Annotated in this window: 18 protein-coding genes and 1 pseudogene; 3 read left to right on the top strand and 16 right to left on the bottom strand. The window is 36.3% G+C overall.

The window, feature by feature from the left end; genetic code table 11:
• Window positions 1-3 precede the first annotated feature (3 nt).
• Window positions 4-1,539, top strand: coding sequence for a pyruvate kinase (locus ES765_RS16805; protein WP_138115508.1), 1,536 nt, complete (start codon window positions 4-6; stop codon window positions 1,537-1,539).
• A 193-nt stretch (window positions 1,540-1,732) separates the two neighbouring features.
• Here ES765_RS16805 and ES765_RS16800 read toward each other — a convergent pair whose 3' ends face one another.
• From ES765_RS16800 to ES765_RS16725, 16 genes are all read right to left on the bottom strand, one after another.
• On the bottom strand, window positions 1,733-1,960 hold the full coding sequence (locus ES765_RS16800) for a hypothetical protein (protein ID WP_138115507.1): 228 nt from the start codon (window positions 1,958-1,960) through the stop codon (window positions 1,733-1,735).
• 697 nt (window positions 1,961-2,657) lie between these two features.
• The gene (locus ES765_RS16795; protein WP_138115506.1) at window positions 2,658-4,397 is read right to left on the bottom strand and encodes an efflux RND transporter periplasmic adaptor subunit; all 1,740 of its coding nucleotides are present in this window, start codon (window positions 4,395-4,397) and stop codon (window positions 2,658-2,660) included.
• Window positions 4,398-4,442: 45 nt separating this feature from the next.
• Entirely contained in the window at window positions 4,443-4,913 is a 471-nt protein-coding gene (locus tag ES765_RS16790) for a DUF305 domain-containing protein (protein WP_138115505.1), read from the bottom strand.
• An 18-nt stretch (window positions 4,914-4,931) separates the two neighbouring features.
• Window positions 4,932-7,430 (bottom strand): heavy metal translocating P-type ATPase, encoded by a 2,499-nt coding sequence (locus ES765_RS16785; RefSeq protein ID WP_138115504.1) that lies wholly within the window; start codon window positions 7,428-7,430, stop codon window positions 4,932-4,934.
• Between the two features lie 11 nt (window positions 7,431-7,441).
• Window positions 7,442-7,900, bottom strand: coding sequence for a heme-binding domain-containing protein (locus ES765_RS16780; protein WP_138115503.1), 459 nt, complete (start codon window positions 7,898-7,900; stop codon window positions 7,442-7,444).
• 73 nt (window positions 7,901-7,973) lie between these two features.
• The gene (locus ES765_RS16775) at window positions 7,974-8,591 is read right to left on the bottom strand and encodes a DUF3347 domain-containing protein (protein WP_138115502.1); all 618 of its coding nucleotides are present in this window, start codon (window positions 8,589-8,591) and stop codon (window positions 7,974-7,976) included.
• Between the two features lie 40 nt (window positions 8,592-8,631).
• Complete coding sequence (locus ES765_RS16770) at window positions 8,632-9,018, bottom strand: DUF302 domain-containing protein (RefSeq protein ID WP_138115501.1); 387 nt, start codon at window positions 9,016-9,018, stop codon at window positions 8,632-8,634.
• A 6-nt stretch (window positions 9,019-9,024) separates the two neighbouring features.
• Entirely contained in the window at window positions 9,025-9,216 is a 192-nt protein-coding gene (locus ES765_RS16765; RefSeq protein ID WP_138115500.1) for an SHOCT domain-containing protein, read from the bottom strand.
• Between the two features lie 67 nt (window positions 9,217-9,283).
• On the bottom strand, window positions 9,284-9,823 hold the full coding sequence (locus ES765_RS16760) for a hypothetical protein (protein ID WP_138115498.1): 540 nt from the start codon (window positions 9,821-9,823) through the stop codon (window positions 9,284-9,286).
• Between the two features lie 20 nt (window positions 9,824-9,843).
• A complete protein-coding gene (locus tag ES765_RS16755; RefSeq protein WP_138115496.1) occupies window positions 9,844-11,157 on the bottom strand; it encodes an APC family permease in 1,314 nt (437 codons plus the stop codon).
• Window positions 11,158-11,159: 2 nt separating this feature from the next.
• The gene (locus tag ES765_RS16750) at window positions 11,160-13,544 is read right to left on the bottom strand and encodes a multicopper oxidase domain-containing protein (RefSeq protein ID WP_138115494.1); all 2,385 of its coding nucleotides are present in this window, start codon (window positions 13,542-13,544) and stop codon (window positions 11,160-11,162) included.
• Window positions 13,545-13,619: 75 nt separating this feature from the next.
• Window positions 13,620-14,186 carry a helix-turn-helix domain-containing protein gene (locus tag ES765_RS16745; protein WP_138115492.1) on the bottom strand — a complete coding sequence of 189 codons (567 nt, stop codon included), beginning with the start codon at window positions 14,184-14,186 and terminating at the stop codon, window positions 13,620-13,622.
• Between the two features lie 2 nt (window positions 14,187-14,188).
• A complete protein-coding gene (locus tag ES765_RS16740) occupies window positions 14,189-15,397 on the bottom strand; it encodes a TolC family protein (RefSeq protein ID WP_171017341.1) in 1,209 nt (402 codons plus the stop codon).
• A gap of 115 nt (window positions 15,398-15,512) precedes the next feature.
• Window positions 15,513-15,878, bottom strand: a complete 366-nt coding sequence (locus ES765_RS16735) for a four helix bundle protein (protein ID WP_138115490.1) — start codon at window positions 15,876-15,878, stop codon at window positions 15,513-15,515.
• 79 nt (window positions 15,879-15,957) lie between these two features.
• Window positions 15,958-19,722: an efflux RND transporter permease subunit gene (locus ES765_RS16730; protein WP_138115488.1), complete on the bottom strand. Its 3,765-nt coding sequence runs from the start codon at window positions 19,720-19,722 to the stop codon at window positions 15,958-15,960.
• Between the two features lie 128 nt (window positions 19,723-19,850).
• Window positions 19,851-20,273: an HYC_CC_PP family protein gene (locus tag ES765_RS16725; RefSeq protein ID WP_138115486.1), complete on the bottom strand. Its 423-nt coding sequence runs from the start codon at window positions 20,271-20,273 to the stop codon at window positions 19,851-19,853.
• 523 nt (window positions 20,274-20,796) lie between these two features.
• Here ES765_RS16725 and ES765_RS16720 point away from each other — a divergent pair.
• Window positions 20,797-23,052, top strand: coding sequence for an FUSC family protein (locus tag ES765_RS16720; RefSeq protein ID WP_138115484.1), 2,256 nt, complete (start codon window positions 20,797-20,799; stop codon window positions 23,050-23,052).
• Between the two features lie 260 nt (window positions 23,053-23,312).
• Window positions 23,313-23,431, top strand: a pseudogene (locus ES765_RS16715) (IS1595 family transposase); the annotation flags it as partial.

The following is a 23,431-nucleotide window of genomic DNA, read 5'->3' as shown; positions in this document are numbered from 1 at the left end:
GATATGGATATAACTATTTTAGAAAAAAAGGTTCAGGACGTATACGATGACCTCATTGATTCTGGCAATGAAATAAGTACGATACTAGAAGATATCAATGAAGAGTATGTGTATAGTGCCAAAAATTTATTAAGCTACTTGACCTTGAGGAGTATTGACCTAAGGGATATCCAAGCAGAATTGAACAAACTCGGAATCTCATCACTAGGTACTAGTGCAGGTTATGTTCTTGAGAATGTTTCCCGTACCCTTGATTTAATTAAACTGATTAAAGGTATTTCGATAGAAAGAGATGTAGAAAAATCCTCTCTAGGGTATACGGAAAGCAATACACTTTTGGAGGCGCGTTCAAAATCTTTATTTAATGTTTCCGAGAACATATTACGAACAAAGATTATGGTCACTATGCCCGACGAGGCTTCGCAAAATATCGTTTTATTGAAAGGATTGCTAACGGCAGGTATGGAAATTGTACGTATGAATTTAAGCCATGGAGATGAAGCACTTTGGAATCGCATATTAGTCAATTCAAAAAGAGCAAGTAAAGAGCTACAAATTAAAACCTGTATTTTCATGGACCTTCCTAGACCGAAGATACGAGTAGGCAACCTGTACAAGTATTCCCTAGACCAACAAAAATTCCACCAAGTCAATGCAATCTATATTAGCCAGAATGATTGCTTTGAGTTAATGAAAGAATCACAATTTAACGAAGGGACATTCGTAGACACAGTTCGTAATACTGTCATAACAGTTGCTTTGCCAGAGATTATAGATGATCTTGAAGTAAACCATAGAATATTCTTCGACGATGGTGCTATAGAAGGTAAGGTCACCTTCAAATCTTCCAATGGTGTTTTAATACAAATACAGAATACGACTAAAAAGAAATTAAGAATAGGTAAAGGAATCAATTTACCCGATACCCATCTTACCCTCCCATCGTTAACATTCCAAGATTTGCAATTGCTCCCTTATGCCTGTAAAAATGCGGATATTATTGGGTACTCTTTTGTGAGAACTCCGGAAGATGTAAAAGCATTGTATAACAAACTCACTGACATTAACGACATTGAAACAGCAGTGGTCTTTAAAATAGAGAATAAGGAAGCCTTTGATAATTTGCCGCGTATACTTTTTGAAGCTATGAAAAGACCTAGGATAGGGGTAATGATTGCAAGGGGAGATTTAGCAGTCGAAGTAGGTTTCGACAGAATATCTGAGGTACAAAACCAAATTATGTCCATATGTGAAGCAGCTCATATACCCGTTATTTGGGCCACTCAGGTTTTGGAAAGTATGGCGAAAAAAGGATTAGCCACTAGAGCGGAAATTTCAGATGTAGTTTTAAGTGTACAAGCGGAATGTGTAATGCTCAACAAAGGACCATATATCACAGATGCCGTAGGTATACTCAAAAATATATTATTGAGGATGGAGGAGCACTATAATAAGAACAAAAAAATGTTAAGGGCACTCGAAGTCGCAAGGCATAACCTGAGAATTATTAAAGGGAATCAAGAGTTACATCTGAAGTAAATTCTAGGTAAATCAACATATCCCTCTGAAATTAATAGATAATGGGATTAAAGGATGTTCAGTAGAATCTCATAAATGTCACTTAAATTGAGAGCCCTTTTAAATTGAATAAGATTATAACGAAGCAAGGAATTAATTCCAAAATATATGTATTTGGAGACTCTATAAAAATCGATTGCTCCATAACGTATTATTATATTCCTGAATCTGGTCTTCCTTTTAGTCGAACATCAATTCTTTTTTTCTTAACAGTCAATCGCTTCATTACATCCATTAAGGTTTCATCTTTTGTATTCTTGTAAATTTCGTTGATAGCTAAAATAAGTCGTTTTGCTTCTCTTGAGGCTGTCACCCGATCACTAGTAGTCATATTACTCATCTTGGCTTTTTCAAATTCTAATGCTTCTTGTAAAATGTCCATAATTATAATCTTATTTAAAATTTTGTAAATGTAATTAAACAAAAATTATGCTTCAAATCCTATCGTTTGATTATTAATTTCTTTTTAAAATTATTTACGTACTCCTAACACGCACAAAACGAAAATCACTGAACAGCGTTCGTTTTGCTTTTACTATTACTAAACCCACCCATAACCGAATATTATATTGGTGTCAAAACTCTGAATAATGGGGCCTATAATTATACTTGACAGGAGTCTTTCTTAAAAGTTCATTTACCCATATCTATCGAATTTTTTTAGAAGATTCACGTAAAGGTCACTTTTCATATAAACCAAAGGGTTATTTAAGAAAACCTAACATCACATTAAAAAGATCTATATAGAAACAATTAATACGGACAAAAAAACTTCCAGAAAGAAACCTTTCTCTTGCTTTTATAAATTTTTAAAATAACTAGACGGCTGTCTGTTATTAGCGTAATAAAACATAGTCATACAAATAAAGCTTATAGATGATTTCGTTACAATCTAAAGCCTCTTCAAAAACATTACCATCCTATTTCAAATATATGGTGATGGATTAGCGCAAAAATTTTCAGCCTTTTTTAATTAAGATTTTTTAATAATTATAAATATAGCTTAGGGTTCTTAAGAGGTTCTAAAAAATTCTCTTACTCTAAAACCTACTTTTTCATAGTACATTTCAGTTCACTTATTACAAGCTATCAATCACACTTCCACACGTCATCATCTGCGCTCCATAATACGGATTCCGGATTTCTTTGTCTGAACTTATCCAAAACGCCCCATTATTATTATTTGCCATGGGGCATTTTTGAATAAATATTTTAGAACTGATGTTCTTGATATTCATTGCAATAGGTACCATATTTTCGTTTAGCACAACGAAATGTTCTCGTTGATTTTCGAGATTGTCACTTTTAGAAATTGCTTTAAACATTTCATTTATTTTTGAAAAATGGGTTCTCTCCATTTTACGTAAGTTACCTGTCTTAATGGCCTGTAGCTTTTGTGAAGCCTCTTTCGAAAAAGCCGAAACATTCTTGGTATTACTCGCCACAAATGCGTCTTTCATTTGAAGATAAGAGGTGAGAACTCCTTGAAAACTATTTTCAAAAGCTTCGGGAAATGTCATTTTCATATCTGACATTGAAACTAAGGCTTCTTGTTTGCCTGTACCTTGATTCATCATCGAATTTTTGCCTTGTAACTGTGCGGCAGCATCTACCGTAAATGTTCCATTAGTAACAATTTCATCACCATTTTGTAAGCCTGAAGCAACTACAAATATATCTCCATTTCTATTTCCCAAGGTTACTTCTCGCATTTCGAATACCGGTTCATTCCGATTTGTTTTTATATAGACCAATGAGCGTTCCCCTGTCCACATAACCGCACTTGCCGGAACGGTCAGTTGTTCGGAAGTATCCCTTGATTTTGCTTGAATTTTGCCTTTAACAAACATTCCTGGTTTAAATTCACCATTTTTATTTTTTAAGGTAGCACGTATAGTTAAGGTTCTGGTCTGGGTATTTAGAACAGGGTCTATGAAGGAAATTGTTGCATCAAATTCCTTATTGGGATAAGCGTTGGTCACTACCTTTATTTTTTGGCCCGTTTTAAATTGTGGTATTTGATTTTCGTAGGCATCGAACTCCGCCCAAACTGAATTCAGGTTACTCACTTTTACGATAGGTTGTCCCTGCTTTACGTAATCCCCCTCGGAAGTCATTTTTTCGGAGACGGTTCCTGAAACTGTCGCATAAATCGGGAAATTTTCACGAACCTTTCCAGATTCTTCTATGGTATTGATTTGGCTTTCAGTTAGTTTCCAAAGTTTTAGTTTGTTGCGCACGGCGTTGTAAAGTAAAGGTTGGGATTCTTTCAAAGAAGCTGCGGTAATCAACTCTTGTTGTGCCGCTACAAGATTTGGGGCATAGATAGTTGCCAACAGTTGGCCTTTTTTTAGTTCTTGGCCTTCAAAGTTTACATTGAGCTTTTCTATCCTACCGTCAAAGTAGCTGGCCTGAATGGCATTTTCTTCTTCGTTCATTTTTATTTTCCCTGAGAGCGAAATCATATTATCCTCATTCTCCAATGTATTGCCCACTATAGTAGTTCTTATATTGGCTAATGCCATCGCATTTTTGGTCATTTTAATTTCGTTCATAGCCAACCCGTCTGCGCTAGATTCTACCGGAATCAATTCCATACCACAAATAGGGCAATCACCAGGTTCAACCTGCATGATTTGAGGATGCATGGAGCATGTCCACATCTGAGCCGATGATTCGTTGGAATGCTCATGACTATCCTCATTGTTAGAACTAACAGTGGTTGACATTGAGTCTTCTGTAGAAGCACCAAAAATAAGCCAACCAGCAAATAGGCCTACAATGACCGCAATACCGAGATACATGATGTTTTTATTCATAATTTTTGATTAAAACTGTTTTAATATAGCTTGTTACGCCAAGTGCTATTTGCGTTCCAGACGCTTTATCATAGCCTTCATTTCCTCTATTTCTTTCTTCTGTGCCTTTATAATATCATCGGCCAATTTTTTTACTTCCGGGTCTTGAATATCCGCTCTTTCACTGGTTAAAATAGCAATTGAATGGTGCGGAATCATTGCCTTCATCCAAAGCACATCACCTATTATTGGTTTTTGTGCTCTTACGAGTCCCAATGCACCAACAAATAAGACAAAGCTTCCAAGGAGAATTGCGATGTTCTTCTTCTTGTTTTTATACATATTCCGCATAAAAAACCACATTATAACTGCCATAGTTGAAATACCTAAACAAGTCATATAAAAACGAGTTAAGCTAAAATACACATGGTCTACTACATAGGTGTTTAAGTACATTGTGATATACATTGCTACAAATGAGCAACCCAGCATTATAAAAAAGGTTCTGTAATTATTGTTTTTTTTTGAATTTTCCACTCTAAATTGCTTTTGTAGTTAAACTTTAATTGTTCGTAATCGCAAGGCATTGGCAATGACAGAAACTGAACTAAAACTCATTGCTAATGCGGCTATCATAGGGGAGAGCAAAATTCCGAAAATGGGAAATAATACACCTGCTGCAATGGGTATACCCAATGTGTTGTAGACAAGTGCGAAAAATAGATTTTGCTTTATGTTTCTCATTACGGCATGACTTAAATTTCGTGCTTTAGCGATACCGTGTAAATCACCTTTTACCAAGGTTATCATTGCACTTTCAATGGCTACATCCGTTCCTGTACCCATTGCTATACCAACATCACTTTTAGCCAATGCAGGTGCATCATTAATACCATCACCTGCCATAGCAACGACCTTACCTTTTTCTTGCAGTTTTTCTACTTCTTTCATTTTATCTTCAGGTAACATACTTGCTTTAAAATCCGTAAGGTTGAGTTCTGAAGCTACTGCCTGCGCTGTATCATGATTATCACCTGTAAGCATTAGTACTGCTATACCCTTGTCTTGAAGTGCTTTGATCGCTTTTGCACTGGTTTCCTTGATTTTGTCTCCAATAACTACGTAACCAGCAACTATTTTATCTACCGATAAGTACGAAACTGTTTTACCTTGTTTTTGATAGGTTTTGGCTTCTTCCTGCATTTTCGAGGTAATTTCTGCATGTGCATATGCCATCATTTTTGGATTACCTAATGCTACTTTTTTACCATTAATAGTGGCTTCAACCCCTTTACCCGTAACTGCACTAAATGCATCTGACTTTAAAATTTCAGCATTATGTTCTTTACCATACTTGACCGTTGCTTCAGCCAATGGATGTTCGCTATTGCTGTTTATTGATACGATGTATTGTAACACTTCGCTATCACTGAAACTATCATTGAAAAAACCTATTTTTTCTACTGTTGGTTTTCCTTCGGTAATAGTTCCTGTTTTATCAATGATAAGGGTATCAACCTTATCCATTTTTTCAAGAGCTTCAGCATTTTTAATCAACACACCATTTTGAGCACTTTTACCAACGCCTACCATCACGGACATTGGTGTTGCCAAACCTAACGCACACGGACACGCAATTATCAACACCGCAATGGCATTGACGAACGCATAGACATAAACTGGTTCTGGACCCCAAATAGCCCAAACTGCAAAGGTTATTATAGAAATTATGACCACAACAGGCACAAAGTAACCAGATACTTTATCTGCTAAATTTTGAATTGGCGCACGACTTCTACTGGCTTTATTAACCATATGAATAATTTGCGATAGCAAAGTATCGCCCCCAACTTTTTCAGCTTTCATTAAAAAAGATTGATTACCATTGATTGTACCACTACTGACTTTATCGCCTACAGATTTATTTACAGGAATAGGCTCTCCAGTAATCATAGATTCATTAATGGTTGTATCCCCTTCGGTTATCGATCCATCCACTGGAATTTTCTCGCCTGGTTTTACTTTTAGAATATCATTTAATGCTATCTTTTCAATACTTACTTCAACTTCTTCACCATCCACTATTTTTATAGCTCTATTGGGGGCTAACTTTAACAACTCTTTTACTGCTGAATTGGTTTTGCTATGCGCACGAGCTTCTAAAAGTTGTCCTAATAACACAAGTGTTAATATCACGGTTGCCGCTTCAAAATAAACGTGTACTGCACCTGATTCGGTTTTAAACTGTTCTGGAAAAAAATCAGGAAAGAACATGCCAAAAACACTAAATAACCACGCTACACCAGATCCAATACCGATAAGGGTAAACATATTGAGATTCCACGTTTGGATACTTTTATAAGCACGTTCAAAAAACATCCACGTAGCATAGAACACTACAGGAATAGATAACCCAAACTGTACCCAATTCCATTTTTTTTGCTCCATTACATTATATAATGGATTGTTAGGAATCATCTCGCTCATAGCAATCAGGAAAATGGGTAATGTAAAAGCAAGTGCAATCAAGAATTTCTTAAGCAGCTTTTTATAGCTTTTCTCTTCTGCCGAATCGTCGGGTTGCATTGGTACTAAATCCATTCCACAAATAGGACAAGAACCTGCTTCGTCCCTTACAATTTCTGAGTGCATTGGACAGGTCCATTGCTCAGTGGATACTGCAGATAAATTTTGTTCCTCGACCAAATCCATTCCACAAACAGGACAATCGCCTGATTTGTTATAGGTTTTTTCACCTTCGCAATGCATAGGACAGTAAAATGTTCCTGTTCCTGCTCCCTTAGGCTTTTCCTTTTCTGCTTCTTTCGTTGTATTGTGCTCTCCAAATTTATGAATACTGTATGCACCGCCATTATCCTGCATCGCTTTCTGCAAAGTCTCAATAGTAATGTGCGAATCCATTTCGATAGTAGCTTCTTCCTTTTCTAAATTAACCGTTGCTTTTGAAACACCTTTCACTTTTGAAAGTGTTTCTTCAACGTGACTGCGACAACCGTTGCAAGTCATTCCTTGTATGTGATAGGTATGTTTCATGATATTTAAAATTAATATGATAAACTATCTTTCAATTGAGTCGTATATTTAATAATATTATGTTTTTCGACTTCAGATAAAAGAGCTTTTTTATGAATTAGTGTATATGAACTTAAAGGCATTTTGTCGTTTTCAATCTGCTTTATAATAGACCGAAGTTTACTGGATTTCCTTCTATCTGAAAGTTCATCCCAAAGATTAAAATTCAATTCGCCTTTAGCATGTTTAATGTGGTCTTCCAAATACCAAGCTGCGGGCTGAATCATGTTGTACCAAGGATAATCTGTTTTGTTACTATGGCAATTGTAGCAGGATTCTTGCAATATGGCTCTGATTTTTTGTGGTGGATTGTTGACCAACAAAAAGTCTGTTTTTGGCACCACATTACTTTGATTGCGCTCCGTGGGGAAAAATTGAATAACAACAAATACAGCCAACAATATCAAAGTTATGATTTTAAAAAATTTCATTTATACCTTATTAAATTTACAAGGAATCCGCTATAAAATTAGGCGGAAATAACCTGCAGGTTTTATTTGATGATTACATCTTGGATTTAATTTCCTTCTCCACTTTACCACAGGTCAGCATTTTGCTTCCGTAGTATGGATTTTTGATGTCTTTGCTCATACTCAACCAGGAACTACCTTTATCGTACATTGGGCAAGATTGTTGAAATAGTGTCGCATCGGTTCCTGTAATCTCTACCATATCCATCATATCTTTACTCAAGGTCTTAAAATGTTCGCGTTGGTGGTCCATTTCGCTCTTACCGATATGTTCAGCATGCTCTGTAGCGTCTACAATAATGTCTTGGAGTTCTTTTTGTTGCGATGAAGTGTAACCGCTTATTTCAAAGATTTTTAAACTTCCAACCATTTTATTACCTGCCTTTGCAGCTGCGTCCTTATTAGTGGCTACCAAGGCTTCTTTTAAGGTCATATAATCTGCTATCACTTGTTTTGAACCGGTCATTTGCCCAACATGGGATACCATATCCATGTTATCATGTTCCATGGTGTTATCTTTAGTAGCATCATGGGTCATTTCAGAATGGTTATCACTTTCCAAATTCTCCTTTTTACTGTCTTTACAAGACATTACTGTTAGGCTTACGAAAGACATTACAAAAATTGCTGTTGTTATCCTTACTTTTTTCATTTGTGTTTAGATTTAAAATTTACTTGTTATTATTAAAATTCTATAATTTTTTAATCACATCTTCTAACATTGCTGTTATTTGAGATGCTATTTTATGGAGTTCTTCATTATTTACAGCTTGCATTGAGGCCATCGGATTGACAGCAGCAACTTCAATGGTTCCTGGCTCCAATTCTTGGACAATGACATTGCAAGGCAACATCGTCCCAATTTTATCTTCTACCACAAGAGCCTTATGCGCAAATGGTGGGTTGCATGCCCCTAAAATTTTATACTTCTTGAAATCAACATCAAGTTTTTTCTTAAGGGTTTCCTTTATATCTATTTCTGTAAGTATTCCAAAACCCTCTTCTTTTAATGCTTCTGTGACTTTTTTAATGACCTCTTCAAAAGTGCCTTTGATTGTTTTATTAAAATAATAGTTCATCGTCTTTTAATTTTTAGTGTTCAACGTTCGTTTTTGTTCTTTATATTCTTCTTTGGATATATCACCCTTGGCGAATCGGTTATCCAGAATATCCATAGGATTTTCTATCTTCTCGGTATTTTGTCTATTTCTTCCATTGTATAGAAATACGCCCATTACAAGCAAAACCGGTATTAATATCCACCACCACATCATCATAATTGTATATTTTTAATAGTTAACTAATTATTTTTATTTGTAGTTTCCCAATCATAAGGGTAGGAATTTATTGTTCATCATTTTTCATTTTCCCTTTCGTTTTCCCTTTCATTTTTTTCATCATTTCAGGGTTTTCATTCATCATTTGCATCATTTTTGTTTTCATTTGCTTTTTCATCATTTTGTTATTATGGATTTCATCCATCAGCATTTCACGACCCTTTTCACTCTCCATCATTTTATTTAGCATTTTGGATTGCATCTTTTGCATCATTTCCGGATTTTTTTCCATCATAATCTGCATATGGGATTGCATCTTTTGCATCATTTCAGGATTTTTCTCCATCATCATTTTCATTTTTCCAGATTCCATCTGTTCCATATGAGCCTTCATCATTATCTTTTTGGCCCCTTCACTTTTTCGTGCCTCAGTGATGAAATCGGTAAACTGAACAGGGTTTGTAATGATTTCTTGGTATATGGCATTTTTATTTTTATTAACCTGCAATATCTCGGTGGCATTGAAGGTTGATTTACAACTGACCATTGTTCCTACTAAGCCAATTGCCATTAAAATTTTCACAGTTGTTGTTCTTGAATTTTTCATAATTATTAATTTTAAATTATTTATTCTGAATCTTGTTTGTGTTTGTTAGTTTTTAAAAACCATCTTTCTCCTAAAATGATAAGAGTCATAGCCACTATTGCTACAATGATTACGGTTATATCAGAGCTTGCTTTAATCCATAAAAAGGCACTTAAGACGATGACATCTAAAAGTATAGCGGTTATGATTATAGCTGAATTAGCCTGAACTTCTTTTCTTAAGTTTCGCAGTATTCCCCATTGGATGCCGATGTCCATGACTAAATAAAATATTGCACCCAAAGATGCTATACGACTTAAATCAAAAAATATAGTTAGTATCATTGCAATAACAGTAACGTACACCAACATGTGTTTTTGAATATTTCCCGGCATACCAAAATGTTTATGTGGAATGAGCTTCATATTCGTTAACATTGCTGTCATTCTTGATACGGCAAAGATGCTGGCTATAATTCCAGATATGGTAGCTACTATTGCTATACCAACGGTAAACCATAATCCGTATTTACCAAAAGCGGGCTTGGAAGCTTCTGCTAATGAATAATCTTTAGCTGCTACAATTTCTATAATAGTTAAGTTAGAAGAAACCGCAAACGCCACTAATACATATATTACCGTACATATGATTAGTGAAATAATAATAGCTCTTCCTACATTTTTATTTGGGTTTACAATTTCTCCACCACTGTTTGTGATGGTAGTAAACCCCTTATATGCCAAAATTGATAAAGCCAATGCACCTAAATAATCTGTTGTTGGGTAATTTGTCGAGTTATTCAACGAAATAGCATCTTCGAAAGAGAATTCAGCAGCCCAAAGCGCTCCTATGGCAAAAATTGCGATACCTCCTACCTTAATAATAGCCATAATTAATGATGACTTTCCAATAATATTGTTTCCTGAAATATTAATTAGAAATGCTCCAACAATAAGAAGTACTCCTAATATGGGAACCCAAAAACTGTTGTCTCCTACATTGAAAAGTTGTAACGTATAAGAACCAAAAGTTCGTGCTACCAAACTTTCATTGATAATCATTGAGAATGCCATTAAAAGTGCACCCGATGCTGCAACAGTTCCTTTACCATAGGCTTTCACCAAATACATAGCAATACCACCGGAAGACGGAAATGCATTTGACAATTTGATATACCCATAAGCACTAAATCCTGAAATTATAGCTCCAGCAATGAAGGCGAATGGAAATAAGTTGCCTGATAGTTCAGCGACCTGGCCCAATAGGGCAAAAATGCCAGCACCAATCATTACACCTGTACCTAGTGCTATGGCTCCTATTAGTGATAGGCTATCTTTTTTATAGTTATTTTTCATCATTAAAATCTTACGGACAATCCACCACCAGCACCATATCTGTTATCGTAACTAGCCATTAGAGAAAAATTTCGTGAAAGCATGTATTCAGCTCCTGCACTCCAAACAGTTTCTGAAGTAACATTTTTATTTATAGGTAGATCATTGACAAAACCTAAATCTATTTGATATTCATAATAACCAAAAACAGCGAATTTAGGGAATAGCATGATACTTCGTCCTAACCCAATTCTTGGCTTTAATTCATTATCAATTCGAGCATCAAGGGCAAATAAATAGGGCGTTAAATAACGAACTCCAACAACTGCAGTTGTTTTAAATTCATCAAAACTTTCTTGCGTTTCGTTTTCTATATTAACACCACCAAAAACACGTAGATAATCGTGTAAGTACCGTTCATACGTGAACTCTCCTTCCAAATTTTTGTTCCATCCATATTCAAAAGAAGCGTTAAACTGGTTTCTGATATTTGAAGTAACCAGATTAAATCCTGTTGTATGTGAAGCTGCATCTACCATTCCCCACGAATACCACTTATTGGTTTCTTGAATAATATTAGACACTGGAAATTCATCCATTCTTGGATCCCTAGGTGTATCATAGCTTATAATACGAGCCATACCACCCATCATATGATAGAGTATATGACAATGGAAGAACCAATCGCCAACTTCGTCGCCATTATTACCGTAAAATTCTATGGTCACTTCTTGCATAGGCGGTACATTCACGGTATGCTTTAGAGGCGAATAAGCTCCGTTTTTATTAATAACCCTAAAGAAATGACCGTGTAAATGCATAGGGTGGTGCATCATTGTGAGGTTATTAAAAGTGATACGAGTTACTTCGTTTGCTTTAATTTTAATTTTATCTGTCTCAGAAAGAGGCACGCCATTCATACTCCAGATATAGCGATCCATATTTCCTGTAAGATTTAATAGGATATCGTTAACTGGAACAGAAGCATCATATGTAGTTTTTTCTTGCGATTTGAGGTAATCGTAATTATACGCTGAAAACATATCTACATCAGGCATATCACTCATTCCGTCCTTCATATCCATACCATCTATTTTCATTGGTGTTTTATTCTTACCCATCTCCATTCCTTTCATCTTGGAATGATCCATATGTATTGAATCCTTCTTGATTTCCATTCCTTTCATCTCGGAATGATTCCTGTTTTTCATTGCATCTTCATTCTTTTCAGAAGTATTCATACTCACCCCTTGCTTTTTTTTCATCTGCATTCCGTATTCCATCTTTATTTCATAGCGTTTATCTTTTCTGGGTTGAAATTTTAAGGCATGCGCTCCCATTTTCATATCCATCTTTGCCATTTTTTTCATCATTCCAATTTTATCTGGCCTTGGAATATTTATAGCAGGCAGAATCTTCCCATTTCCTAAAAAAGCAGATGCAGTTCCAGAACCATCTTGTGCTGTTATTCTAAATTCTATTTTCCCTTCATCTGGGATGGTTACAATAAAATCGTAAGCTTCAGCAATACCAATAAAAGTTTTGTTCTTTCTTACGGGAACAACATCAAGACCGTCGGCTGAAATTAGTAGTGGATCTTCTCCGCCAAAAGTCATCCAAAAAGATGTGGAAGCGCCACCATCAATAATTCTCAATCGCACCTTTTCACCAGGTTTCAATTCTGGATATTCTATAGTCTCTTCTCCATTAATTAAGAAAGCAGGATAATATACATCTGCTATATCTGCGCCTTCCATACGCTGTCTCCAAAAATTGAGCTGTGCTCCAAAAGCTCCACGCGAAATAACCTGATTTAGTGGTGTCGCAGTACCTTTTTTAATACCGTACCATTTATTTCCTCGTTTTAGATTTCTGAGAACGTTCATTGGCTTTTCATTTGTCCAATCAGATAGCATCAATACCAATTCTTTGTCATAAGCTAATGTTTGCTTTTTAGGTTTTATAACAATAGAACCGTATACCCCACTTTGTTCTTGTAACATGGTATGCGAATGATACCAATACGTTCCTGATTGTTTTATAGGGAATTCATATTTCTGTATATGCCCTGGTTCTATGGGCGGTGTATTTAAGTAGGGTACACCATCATAAAAATTAGGTAATAACAGTCCGTGCCAATGCACAGAAGTTTCTACACTCATTTCATTTTTCACATAGATAACGGCGTAGTCTCCTTCTGTAAACTCTAGAGTAGGGCCAGGAATAGTTCCGTTAACGGTCATTCCCATTACGTCTTTTTCTGCTATATTAACTGTTGCTTGACGTAAGGTTATGGTATGTTCTCTAACCGGTAAGTTATCGATATTACCTTCAGAATATTGTAGTTCTTGTGCGCTGACCCCAAAGGATATCAGAGCTGTAAAAAACATAATAATTTTTTTGTTCATAATATTATTAGTTCTAAATATCTATCAAAAATACTTCTGAATTTTAGCGACTTGCACCAAAATTATGGTAGTTATCTACATAATTTTGTCCAACGAATTCCTAGAATTGTTCTGTCGTAATTTATACTCCGACAGGCTCATTCCTGTTTCATTTTTAAATTGACTGCTCAAATGATTGATATGGCTATAATCCAAAAGTTGACCAATCATTGTAAAATTATTTTCCTTGTTCTGAATTAACTCCTTTACCTTTTCTATTTTTAGTTTGATAAAGTACTTCTCTATAGTAATGTGTTCTGTAGCAGAAAATATTCTACTTATCATAGAATAGTCTCGATTCAATTTTTCTTCCAAATAGACAGATAATTTCTTGTTCAAGTTCAACGGAATGGATTGCAGCATCTTTATTAATTCTATTTTGACTTTTTCTATCAATTTATGCTCCGGTGTTTCCAATAACAAAAATCCATTATTTTTAAAAATGGCCTCCAATTTCTCGAATTCAGATTCGCTCTCAATGTATAATCTCAGTCTACCCAACTCAATTTCCAACAACTTTAAGTTATGTTCCATAAGTTCGTCCCGTAGTACCTTAATACAACGATCACATACCATATTTTTCACAAAATAATCTTTAATCATAATTAGTTGATTAAATAATTTATAATTGAACTTTGTTTGTAATACGTTTTAATTGATTCGATTTGGTTCGTTTGAAACTTTAGTTGTAGTTCTTGAATATCCAAAACATCGTTAAAGTCGATGGTACCTGTCTCGTAGTTCTTTATCAGTATTTCTTCGGCATCCCTAGCCTGCTTAAGGTTCTTAGCCTGGGTGTTGAACTTGATTCGTGCTTGATTAAGTTGTGATATAGCCCTTGCGAAAACAGTTTCCAGTATATTCAGCCGTCCGTTTTTTTCGGATTGAATTTCCAGTTGCCTAAATTCGTTCTGTTTTGAAATTGACTTGTAGCGATTGTTGAAAATGGGAATAGATAGAGATACCATGGGCATCACAATATCCTTTCCGTTATCACTAAAATTCATTTCGGGACGTTCCGAAACGGGCACATAATCCAACCCAAAACCGATGTCAGGTGCACTTTCTTTTTGGTTCAGAAGTTCCGACTGTTTTATAGATTCGTAGAGTCGGTCATACTTCAACAGTTCTGGATTAAGTTGTAGCCCGTTTTCTGAGTAACTAGGGTCTTCTATGGGAAGTAACAATTCGGAAACTACATTGACGGCAAGGCTCTTCTTTTGGTTTCTAAGGGTATTAAAGGCAGTCTGTTCCGCTAGATATTCCTGTTCTAAAACCTCTTTTTGTTGTTGCAATTCGTTCTGTCGAATTTGCAACTTCAGTACATCCACAGCCGATGCTTTCCCTACTTCTACAGAAGTCAAAGCTAACTGCTCATACGACTTTAAGAGTTGTATGTTTTCATGCAGCACCTCCTGTTTTCCTAGTATAGCATACAGTTCATAATACGATTGGGCGACTGACAGGGCGAGTTTGCGCTTGGCAATAGCGATTTGTACAAATTCGGTTTCGGCCATAGCACTAGCATAATTCTCACGGGCGGTAATGGTACCGAACCATGGCAACATCTGAGATACAGAAAATCGGGCGCGCTGCGCACCTGTTCGGGTTTCGGGTTCGCTGACGAAATAGCCTGCACTTACCGAAGTGTTGGGCAATGTATTGACCTCGCCGACTTTCTCTTTAGCAATGTTATAGCGTAGTTCGTAGGCCTGAATTTCTGGGTTGTTCGCTTCAGCTTCCTGAATGTATCCTTGTAATTCTTGTGCTGATGAAAAGTGGATAATGAATAGTGAAAAACTAAAAATGAGCATTCTCTTCAAGTGAAAAGCGATAAGTGAAAAACTATAGGTATCAATTTTTCTATACCGTACTTCAATGATTGGCATTGTTAACTGAGTGAACGTTTCACTTTTTACTTTTAGTTTTTTATTTTCCATATTCTATTCGAGATTTAGTGGTTTTTATAGAACTCACTAGCATGGCGACCAATTCTTTACAATTTGAAACTAACGACGTATGCGTGCCTTCATTAATATAATTTGTATCCTTAAGTAAATCAATCCAGTAAACAGATTCGTTAGCTTCTTTTAAAGAAATACTCATTTTATGGCTAAAGTCACCTTTACTTTGGGCAAACTCTGCTTCTCTAATCAATGCGCCAACAGCAGTTCCACTTTTTAAAAGTTGCTTACTTAAGACATATTCTTTCTTTTCAGAAACTAATGTCTGTGATAACTTCACTATTAAAATAGCAAACTGATAACTCTTGGTTTTAAAAATACTTTCAGCCATATCTTCATTTCTTTAAACACTTCTCATTCACAACTTCGAACCATTGCACTTCTAACTTTTCACTTGTAGTTTATCTCCTTTAATTTTTTACTTTCAGTCTTTCTCTTTTAACTTTCATTTCCTGTCTCCAGCTATATAGCACCGGAACAATGAAGTACGATGTAACATCGATAATCATCCCTCCAAAAATGGGTATCGCCATGGGAATCATGATATCGCTTCCTTTTCCGGTAGAAGTCAATACAGGTAATAATGCCAAAATAGTAGTAACAGTGGTCATCAAACAGGGGCGAATACGCTTTTCAGCGGCTTCAAGTGTAGCTAAGCGAATTCCCTTTTTGTCCATAGGTTTTTCACGGTCGAAGGTCTGTGTTAGATAGGTTGCCATTACAACCCCATCATCGGTAGCAATACCGAACAATGCAATAAAACCTACCCATACCGCTACACTCAAATTAATGGTCTTCATGTTAAATAGCTCCCGTAAATTCTCCCCGAATAGGTTGAAATTGAAGAACCAACCCTGACCATATAACCATATCATTATAAAACCACCTGCAAAGGCTACGGCAATACCTGTAAATACCATCAAAGAAGTAGCAACCGAACGAAACTGGAAATAGAGAATTAAAAAGATAACGAGGAGTGCCAATGGCACCACGATTGACAGGGTCTTTTCTGCTCGTAGTTGGTTTTCATAGGTTCCCGTAAACTTGTAACTTATACCTTTGGGTACCGTCAATTCTCCATTATCGATTTTGTCTTGAATCAAGGCTTGTGCGCTTTCGACTACATTTACTTCAGCAAAACCATCTAACTTATCGAACAGAACATAGCCGACTAAAAATGTGTCTTCGCTTTTTATGACCTGGGGGCCTTGCTCATATCTAATATCAACAAGTTCTCCAAGAGGAACCGGACTGCCTTTTTCAACGGGTACATAAATATTCTTGAGATCTGTTGGGTTTGCACGAAGTTCTCTTGGATAGCGCACGCGAACGGCATAACGTTCCCGACCTTCAACCGTTTGGGTCAAGGGCATGCCGCCAACGGCCACTTGCAGTACTTCTTGGACATCCATTATTGAGATACCGTAACGGGCCAGTTGTTCACGCTTAATATCAATCAAGAGGTATGGTTTTCCTACGATACGGTCTGCGAAAACGGCTTGTTCCTTTACCCCTTCGGCTTGTTTGAGTATTTCTTCCAGTTGTAGGCCAAAGGCCTCGATTTGTCTTAAATTTTGCCCCTTAACTTTAATTCCCATGGGTGCTCGCATTCCCGTTTGCAGCATGACTAGCCGGGTTTCGATGGGTTGAAGTTTGGGTGCTGAAGTAACACCTGGAAGTTTTGTTACCCGAACAATTTCATTCCAAATATCATCAGGGTTATTAATTTTCGGTCGCCAATTCCTGTAATATTCGCCATCGTCATCGGGAATCAGTTCTTCACTTGTCGCTGTAGTCGCAAGTTGTGAAGTGTCATAGTTGGCACTATCGTCCACTTTATTATTTGGATTGATTAAGAACCTATCTTTTTTCAATACAAAAAGCCCGTCATTATTCACTTTATAGCGTTGACGGTCCCCTTTTTCATTTCGCATGTATTCTGACTTGTACTGAATTATATTCTCGTACATAGAAAGTGGTGCAGGGTCTAGTGCGGATTCCGTACGACCGGATTTTCCAACAACCGTTTGAATTTCAGGAATGCTGGCAACCGCCATATCCAATTGTTGCAAGACCCGTTTGTTTTCTTCTGCTCCAGCATGTGGCAAGGAGGTCGGCATCAATAGGAAAGTCCCCTCATTGAGTGCCGGCATGAACTCCTTTCCTGTATTTCTCATGATAATAATTCCCAATGTCAATACGGTGGCCGGTACGATAAGGAATAGAAGTCTGTTCTGTAATGCCCATTGCAGGATGCTAGAATAGTACCTTTTGAACAGCGAAAATGCGCCCAACAATCCGAAACAGATTATGGCTACGAAAATCAGGTTCATTACAATACTTCTATCAAAGCCCAAGGGGCGCCAGTATTCTGCCAGCAGGAATATGATTGCCGTGGAAGATATAATGATATTAACCAAATTGGCACGCTTAGCGGTAAGTTTTCTCTGGATTTTTAGAAATGCAACTATGCCAAAGGCAATTAAAATAATACCCAACCAAGACCCAAAGAAGATTGTGGTTATACCCAAGGTAATAAGTACCCCATTGAGAACATATTTGGAGCGTTCCCGAATATCTGTTTTTCTGAAAAGAAAGGCAGCAAAGGGTGGGATCAAGAATAAAGCGATGACCAACGACGCACTAAGTGCCATTGTTTTTGTAAATGCCAGCGGTCGGAATAGTTTACCCTCGGCACCTATCATTGTAAATACAGGAATAAAACTAATAATCGTCGTTAGTACTGCAGTAAGGATTGCTCCTGAAACCTCTGAGGTTGCATTATAGATGACTTCATTTGTAGTGTATTCAATTCCGTTTTCTTTAAAACGTAATTTTTCATCTTCCAAATGCCGTATCATGTTTTCAGCGAGAATTACGCCCACATCAACCATGGTACCGATAGCGATAGCGATACCGGATAGCGCTACGATATTGGCATCAACATTAAAGAGTTTCATTGTAATAAAAACCATCAATATGGCAACGGGTAACAAACCTGAAATCAAAATGGATGCCCTAAGATTGAACACCATAATGATAATGACCAGAATGGTAATTAAGATTTCTAAAGTCAAGGCTTCATTTAGCGTACCCAAGGTTTCCTGTATTAATTCGCTACGGTCGTAAAATGGAACAATGGTAACTTGCGATGTACGACCATCGGCCAATACTTTGGAAGGTAGGCCAGTCGCTAATTCTTTGATTTGGTCTTTAACTTTATTGATGACTTCTAACGGATTTGCGCCGTATCGAGCCACTACCACACCTCCTACGACTTCCGCACCTTCCTTGTCTAGAATACCCCTTCGGGGTGCTGGCCCTAAATGCACTTTCCCAACATCCTTAATTCTTATTGGAGTATAATTTTCTGATGTGACTACCGCATTTTCTATGTCCTCGATAGATTTTACATACCCCAGACCTCGAACAAGATATTCAGCTTGGTTCATTTCCAAGGTCTGCGCGCCAATGTCTTGATTACTCTCTCTTACAGCCTTTACAATATCACTTAAACCAATGTTATATTGGCGCATCAATTCAGGATTTACGTCCACTTGATATTCTTGAACGAAACCTCCAATAGATGCCACTTCCGACACGCCACTAGCACTAGAAAGTGAATATTTTACATAGTAATCTTGGATACTGCGGAGTTCATGCAAATCCCAACCACCTGTTACATTACCATCTTTATCTCGACCCTCTAAAGTATACCAAAAAATCTGACCCAATCCGGTGGCATCTGGACCCAAAGCAGGATTAACTCCATCGGGCAGCAATCCACTTGGTAGGGAATTTAATTTTTCTAGGATGCGGCTTCGTGACCAATAAAACTCTATATCCTCTTCAAAAATGATATAGATACTTGAAAAACCGAACATTGAGGAACTGCGAATAGTTTTTACTCCAGGAATACCTAATAGTGAAGAAGTAAGAGGATAGGTTATCTGGTCTTCTAGGTCCTGTGGTGAACGCCCTTGCCATTTTGTAAATACAATTTGTTGGTTTTCACCAATATCAGGAATGGCATCTACCGCAACAGGGTCTGTGGGCAAGAATCCCGTATTCCAATTAAAAGGAGCATTCACGATGCCCCATCCTACAAATAGGACGAGCATCAGTACCGCAACAAGTTTGTTTTCTATTAGGAATTTTATGCTTTTATTCAGCATAGGATATAATAATTAGACCGTTAAACATTGGTTATTTAGGGGTATCCAAGAAATTGAATACAACAAAACAAGCCCAAAACGATTACCGCTGAGCTAAGTCCCGATAGGTATCGGGAAATGTTTAAAAATCAAATCAAGAAGGTCTGGTCTAGGATATGGATATCCCTAATCAGTGGAGGTGGGGAATAGTCTTCAAATGGAATTACATTGTCATCAAATCCTTCAAATAAATTGATGTAGGAATAAACGAAAGACGTAATAAATAATTGTTGTTCAAAAGCAAGCTGGTCAAATGATATTTTTAAGTCTTCCTGACCTTCGATAATAACTACGACATCTGAACAGCAATCCATTTCCATTTTTATCACCGCACATTCGCTAGATGATTTCGACTTTTCCGCTTTCATCATACACGTATCAACCTTATTAAAAAGGCTGAAATCTATCAAATGGTCCCCACAATAGTGCACATCCACAGAAAAGGACATGGTGGAGAATAGCACAATAAATGCCATTGAAATAGACGCTATTTTACGTAAAGCTTCTTCCATTGTTAAATCAAAAGTACGAAATTTAAAGATTCGTTGTATTATTTAACAGAAGTTTAAAACATGAATTATGATGTAGGGAGCTGATCTATAGTACCATAATTTTTCGCAAAATATATTAAAATCGTGTAGTTCAAATAAACCTTAGTTTACATTTAATCGAACTTAGGGTATTTAAACCCAGCATTTTTTGAAGTTTCTAAAACCCTAAATTAGTTTACTTGTACTTATCATTTGGTCGTTTTTAAACGTATGATAATTCGTAAATCATGTTGAATCTTCTAAATCTATCAGAATAGTATAAACTGCTGTTTTAAAAGAAATAAGGGGCTAGTACGCTTTTAGAATTATTGATAATGAATACCCGAATTCAAGAGCATAGTGTAACAAATCAGTCTATATCCAAAAGGCTTTTAACCAACTAGTTTACACTAGGCAATTCTTTTAAATGCAGTAACAAAAATAATTACACGAGACAATACTTCAACTCAATTATCCTAACTTTACAATTAAATTGTAAATCCATTTGAAAGAAAAACTCATACAACTAGAGTTATTTCTAAAAGGTTCCAACTTTGACCGAGGAATTCGGCTTGGGATAGGGATTGTTGTGCCTTTTGCTATACTGTATTTTTTTGGGTATTTTGAATATGCTCCAGCTGTTGTCGTTGGTGTTTTATTAAATGCGCCAAGTGACATTCCAGGAAGTATTAAACGTAAGGTCAATGCCATTTTAATCAGTATTGGATTAACAATGGTTATTACAATCATAATCTTATTTTCAAAACCTTTCTTACCTCTTTTGTTGGTGGCGCTTACGATTATTTCGTTTATTGTTTCGCTAATTTCAGTTTATGGTTTTAGAGCCTCTTTGGTATCCTTTTCTGGCTTGTTAGCAATGGTATTGGCATTTGCCATTCAAAAAGAAACACCGAATGAGATTTTAGTTCACGTTGCCTTAATGGGAGTTGGTGGGCTTTGGTATTTAGTCGTATCCTTTATTTTTCAAAAACTTGCTCCAAAAAAAGATCAGAACCAGCTATTGTCAGATACGCTTCTCTTTATCGGTGAGTATCTAAAATTACGAGCTAAATTATTGACAAAGAAAACTAAGCGTGAGGAGCTCCTTAAACAAACCTTCGTCCTTCAAAATCAAATTAACGAGAAGCATGAAACACTTCGAGAAACACTGCTTACCAAGCGTAAACGTTCAGGACGTTCGCATTATGATGAAAAGCAACTACTTATTTTACGCTCCTCTATCAATATCTTCGAATTGATAGAGGCAAAACATTTGGATTATAAAATGATTGATAGGATTTTTGGTAATCGAAAAGGATACCTAAAATCTTCCAAAAAGCTGAACAAAATAATGGGCAACCACCTTATCCGTTTGTCTGAATTATTGATTCAAAATGATAAAATACCAAATAAAAATAATCTTTTAAATGCATTATTAAAAGCGAACGAATCTATTACAGATTACATTGATACCGTCAAATTACCTGAAGCACGCGAAGGTGCTTTAATATTGAAAAACTTATACGATTACCAAGAACAACTGCTTGAAGAAATTAGGGTTATTAGACGTGTAATGGCGAATGTCAAAGATGCCTCCAAAATATCCTTAAAAAGACAAGATTCGAGCCAGTTTTTAACGCTCCAGGAATACAGACTCAATGTGCTTGTTCAGAATTTAAGTTTAAAATCTATAATGTTTAGACATGCATCTCGCTTTGCCATTGCGATTGTATTTGCATATCTGTTAGGCTTTCTTTTAGACATCCCAAACACGTATTGGATTCTGCTCACCATCGTTGTTATTATGCGACCTAGCTATGGACTAACCAAAGTGCGTTCGAAAGATCGAATTATCGGTACACTGATTGGTGCAGGAGTAGCTGTTGGTATTGTACTGATTACGCAAAATGTAGTAATCTATTCGGTATTGGCAATTGTTTCATTGGTATTGGCATTCTCATTGATTCAGCAAAATTATAAATCTGCAGCTGCGTTAATTACCATCAGTATCATTTTTGTGTATTCCTTAATCAATCCGAATGCTTTTGAAGTGATTCAATATCGTGTCATCGATACCATTATTGGCTCATCTATCGCTGTCATTGCAAATTATGTGCTTTTGCCAAGTTGGGAAGCCGATAATTTAAAACAGGTGCTTCTTAATGCTTTAAGAATGAACAAAAAATATCTTTTAGCAACACAACAGTTCTATGAAGATACATCAAAACACAAACTTTCTTATAATGTGGCAAGGAAAGAGGCGTTTCTTGCTATAAGTAATTTAAATGCTGCCTTTCAACGATTAACACAAGACCCAAAATCGAAACAAAAAGAATATCAACTGATTTATGAAATTGTGACCCTTAATCAGACCATGATATCGGCCATCGCATCCATAGGTAATTTTATCAGCAATCATAAAACCACGCCTGCCTCGAAAGAATTTAATCTACTCATCAAAAAAATTTCCAATACCCTACAAATGTCGTACGATAGTTTGGGCCAAACACAAATCAAGAAAAAAATCGCTGAAGAAACGGTTGAATATGCGCAAGAGAATTTGTTGGACAAATACCAGCAATTATCAAATTTGCGAGATGAAAATATCAGACAGGGTAACACCGAATTAGACACTGAGACGCTTCATGGTCTTCAAGAAGCCTATTTGATTACCAATCACATGAGCTGGTTAAAATCCCTTTCAGAAACCCTAAGAAAGGCGACTGAACGTTATCGTTCTTCTTTTGTAGATGAACAGTAGGGTTATAATTATTTTAAGGAAATACGCCTATCATGCATCTTATTCTTATTTACAGACATAACCCTGAAAGATTGAATTTAGCGATGGTCAATAACTTCATTTATAAGTCTCTTTTTTATTCCGCTATTATCGCATTTAAAATAGAAGCGTTTAAATGAACTACCCCGAGGCAGAGCTAGGGGTAAATCATTACCTTTATAATGACTTATAGAGGTCAGTAGATAAGTGCTTATCTTTAGTATTAGTGAATATGTTGAATTATGGACATATTTAAGGGTCAAAACATTCTAGAGTTCTCTGATCGGTTCAAAACGGACTTGGATTGTAAAGAATATCTAGCTGGTTTAAAGGGAAGAAATACATATAAATGCCTTAAGTG

Source organism: Maribacter sp. ACAM166 (assembly GCF_005771495.1).
Lineage (GTDB): Bacteria > Bacteroidota > Bacteroidia > Flavobacteriales > Flavobacteriaceae > Maribacter.
Note: the sequence above shows the minus strand (reverse complement) of the source record. Positions and strands in the feature narration are given on the sequence as shown.

Bases quoted from the DNA above. Each gene is read 5' to 3' on its own strand.
- ES765_RS16805 (WP_138115508.1), top strand. From the start codon at position 4: ATGGATATAACTATTTTAGAAAAAAAGGTTCAGGACGTATACGATGAC.
- ES765_RS16800 (WP_138115507.1), bottom strand. From the start codon at position 1,960: ATGGACATTTTACAAGAAGCATTAGAATTTGAAAAAGCCAAGATGAGT.
- ES765_RS16795 (WP_138115506.1), bottom strand. From the start codon at position 4,397: ATGAATAAAAACATCATGTATCTCGGTATTGCGGTCATTGTAGGCCTA.
- ES765_RS16785 (WP_138115504.1), bottom strand. From the start codon at position 7,430: ATGAAACATACCTATCACATACAAGGAATGACTTGCAACGGTTGTCGC.
- ES765_RS16780 (WP_138115503.1), bottom strand. From the start codon at position 7,900: ATGAAATTTTTTAAAATCATAACTTTGATATTGTTGGCTGTATTTGTT.
- ES765_RS16775 (WP_138115502.1), bottom strand. From the start codon at position 8,591: ATGAAAAAAGTAAGGATAACAACAGCAATTTTTGTAATGTCTTTCGTA.
- ES765_RS16770 (WP_138115501.1), bottom strand. From the start codon at position 9,018: ATGAACTATTATTTTAATAAAACAATCAAAGGCACTTTTGAAGAGGTC.
- ES765_RS16765 (WP_138115500.1), bottom strand. From the start codon at position 9,216: ATGATGATGTGGTGGTGGATATTAATACCGGTTTTGCTTGTAATGGGC.
- ES765_RS16760 (WP_138115498.1), bottom strand. From the start codon at position 9,823: ATGAAAAATTCAAGAACAACAACTGTGAAAATTTTAATGGCAATTGGC.
- ES765_RS16755 (WP_138115496.1), bottom strand. From the start codon at position 11,157: ATGAAAAATAACTATAAAAAAGATAGCCTATCACTAATAGGAGCCATA.
- ES765_RS16750 (WP_138115494.1), bottom strand. From the start codon at position 13,544: ATGAACAAAAAAATTATTATGTTTTTTACAGCTCTGATATCCTTTGGG.
- ES765_RS16745 (WP_138115492.1), bottom strand. From the start codon at position 14,186: ATGATTAAAGATTATTTTGTGAAAAATATGGTATGTGATCGTTGTATT.
- ES765_RS16740 (WP_171017341.1), bottom strand. From the start codon at position 15,397: ATGCTCATTTTTAGTTTTTCACTATTCATTATCCACTTTTCATCAGCA.
- ES765_RS16735 (WP_138115490.1), bottom strand. From the start codon at position 15,878: ATGGCTGAAAGTATTTTTAAAACCAAGAGTTATCAGTTTGCTATTTTA.
- ES765_RS16730 (WP_138115488.1), bottom strand. From the start codon at position 19,722: ATGCTGAATAAAAGCATAAAATTCCTAATAGAAAACAAACTTGTTGCG.
- ES765_RS16725 (WP_138115486.1), bottom strand. From the start codon at position 20,273: ATGGAAGAAGCTTTACGTAAAATAGCGTCTATTTCAATGGCATTTATT.